This window comes from Chloroflexota bacterium, from assembly GCA_026713825.1.
Lineage (GTDB): Bacteria > Chloroflexota > Dehalococcoidia > Lucifugimonadales > UBA1127 > UBA1127.
Genome location: JAPONS010000001.1, coordinates 1 through 2,429, shown reverse-complemented (window position 1 = coordinate 2,429; position 2,429 = coordinate 1). Strand labels below are relative to the sequence as shown.

Sequence of the window (2,429 nt, the reverse complement as noted above, 5' to 3'; positions counted from 1 at the left end):
GCCTCCGCGCTGTAGGCCAGCATCCGCCGCGCCAGGGCGGGGTCCCAATCGTACAGGTACCCCAGCCCGTAGACGGCGCTGCTCTCCAGCGGGCCCAGGCCGTCGATGGCCCAGGGGGACTGCGCCAGGTCCCGGCCCAATTCCGGATCGCGCAGCCACACTTCCACGAAAGGTATGGCGGCGAGGGGGAAGGGGGGATCGTCGTACCACGGGAGCAGCTGCGACAGCGCGGCGCGGGCCGCTTGCTCGGGAGTGCGCGTTGGCGCGGGCATTGGCGTCGGGATTGGCACGGGTGTCGGGGTGGCCGTCGGCGCGGGCATTGGCGTCGGGGTTGGCGCGGGTGTCGGGGCGGGCATTGGCGTCGGTGTTGGCACGGGAGTTGGGGCGTCCGTCGGCACGGGGGTGGACGCCACCGTCGCGGCGGGTGTGAGCGTTGCCGTTGGCATGGGGGGCGGCGTGGCAGTCGGCACAGGCGCGGGCATGGCCGTCGGCGTACTGCTGGGCGCGAGGCCCGGCGTTTCCGGGGCCGTCGGCGTCGGAGGTTCGATGCAGCCCGCCGCCAGGGAGAAGATGATCAGGGCTAACGCCAGGACCAGGCCGTTGCTCATGCTACCCCGTCGCAATACATGCCTCCTTTCGTCGGAGGGGCCGCGGGCGCCCTCCAGCGCCTACGTCTCCTCCCCGCTCGTCTCCGCCGCCGGCATCCGGTAGCCGACGCGGGGTTCGGCGAAGATGTACCTGGGGTTGGCGGCATCGTCGCCCAGCTTGCGGCGCAGGTGTTTGAGATGGGTGCGCAGCACCCGCAGGTTCCCCGGCTTCCCCGGACTCCACACCCTTCTCAGCAGCCGCTCGTGCGGCGCCACCCGACCGGCCTCCATCGAGAGCGCCGCCAGCAGGTCGAACTCGGTGGGCGTCAGCGGCGCCGGCCGTCCCGACACCGTCACCCTGCGCTGGGCGTAGTCGATGGTCAGGTCGCCCAGCACGAAGGGCTCCTCCGGCGACGGGAGCACGGGTTCCCCGAACCGGCGCAGGGCCGCCCGCACCCTGGCCACCAGCTCCGTGGGCGAGAAGGGCTTGACGATGTAGTCGGTGGCCCCTCTCTCCAGCACCCTGGCGACCGTCTCGTCCTTGCCGTAGGCCGAGAGGAAAATGACCGGGATCCGGGAGACGGCCAGGATGTCCTCCATCAGTTCCACGCCGTCGTGCTCCGGCAGCATCAGGTCCAACAGGGCCAGCTGGGGGCTGTGCTCCCCCACCATCGCCAGCGCCTCCTCCGGCTCCGCCGTCGTCTCCGCATGGAAGCCCGCCGAGGAGAGGGCGTCCCGCACCGACCTGAGTATCAAGGGATCGTCGTCCACCACCAGGACCGTTCCCGCGGACCGTCCGCCGTCCCGGGAGCGGGCGGGACGACGTGCCTGCTCCGCCTCTTGCACCACCGGCAGGGTGAAGGCGAACCGCGCACCCAGGCCCGGGCCGTCGCTCTCGGCCCGGATGCGGCCCCCGTGGGCCTCCACGATCCCCTTGCAGATGGCTAGTCCCAGGCCGGTGTCGCCTTCCGTATCGCGGTCCTCCAGGCGGGAGAATTTTCTAAACAGGCGCGGCAGGTCCTCGGCGGGTATCCCGCGCCCCTGGTCTGCCACCGAGACCTCGACATTCACGCCCTCCCGCACCGCGCCAACCCTGATGACCGAGTCGTCGGGCGAGTTTCGGGCCGCGTTGGACAGCAGGTTGCCGATGACCTGGACGATGCGCCGCCGGTCCGCCATCACCAGGGGCAGGTCGGGCGCGACGTCGATCCCCACGTTGTCCCGGCCCCCGGCGCTGGTGAAGGCGCTCCGGGCCCGGTCCACCAGCGCGGCCACCTCCGACGGCTCCGGGTCCACGGGCAGCGCGCCCGTCTCGATGCGGGCCACGTCCAGCAGGTCGCCGATGAGGTAACGCATATGCTCGGCCCGGTCGACGATGATGCGGTGGAACTGCCGCATCTCGGCAGGGTCCAGGTCCGCCGCCGCGTTCAGCAGGGTGGTTCCCGCGCCCATGACGGAGGTCAGGGGCATCCGCAGCTCGTGGCTCACCATGGCCAGGAACTCGGCCCGCAGCCGTTCCTGCTCCTGGACCGCCGCCATGTCCTGCATGGTGACCACCACCGACTCCACCTCCCCGTCGTCGGAGCGGATGGGCGTGGCGTTGAGCAGCACGGTCACGCTGCGGCCGTCGGGGACCGCGAGGACGATCTCCTCGGCGCGGGCGGTCTCGCCCGCGCGCCACAGCTCCGCCCGCGGCCGGGCCCCCGAGCGGGTGCAGGTCGGACGGCTCCGGGTCCACCGGCAGCGCGCCCGTCTCGATGCGAGCCATGTCCAGCAGGTCGCCTATGAGGGTGCGCATATGCTCGGCCCGGTCGACGATGATGCGGTGGAACTGCCGCATCT

Annotated in this window: 4 protein-coding genes; 2 read left to right on the top strand and 2 right to left on the bottom strand. The window is 71.8% G+C overall.

Annotated features, from left to right (window positions below; translation table 11 throughout):
* Positions 1-272, bottom strand: a 272-nt coding sequence (locus OXC99_00020; GenBank protein MCY4623386.1) for a hypothetical protein, incomplete at its 3' end; no start/stop codon positions are given.
* Between OXC99_00020 and OXC99_00015 the strand changes: the two genes are divergently transcribed.
* Positions 253-711 carry a hypothetical protein gene (locus tag OXC99_00015; GenBank protein MCY4623385.1) on the top strand — a complete coding sequence of 153 codons (459 nt, stop codon included), beginning with the start codon at positions 253-255 and terminating at the stop codon, positions 709-711. The genes OXC99_00020 and OXC99_00015 overlap by 20 nt on opposite strands.
* Here the strand turns inward: OXC99_00015 and OXC99_00010 are convergent.
* On the bottom strand, positions 669-2,234 hold the full coding sequence (locus tag OXC99_00010; GenBank protein ID MCY4623384.1) for a response regulator: 1,566 nt from the start codon (positions 2,232-2,234) through the stop codon (positions 669-671). The genes OXC99_00015 and OXC99_00010 overlap by 43 nt on opposite strands.
* Here OXC99_00010 and OXC99_00005 point away from each other — a divergent pair.
* A partial coding sequence (locus OXC99_00005) for a hypothetical protein (GenBank protein ID MCY4623383.1) occupies positions 2,182-2,429 on the top strand: 248 nt, incomplete at its 3' end. The two genes, OXC99_00010 and OXC99_00005, sit on opposite strands and share 53 nt — an antisense overlap.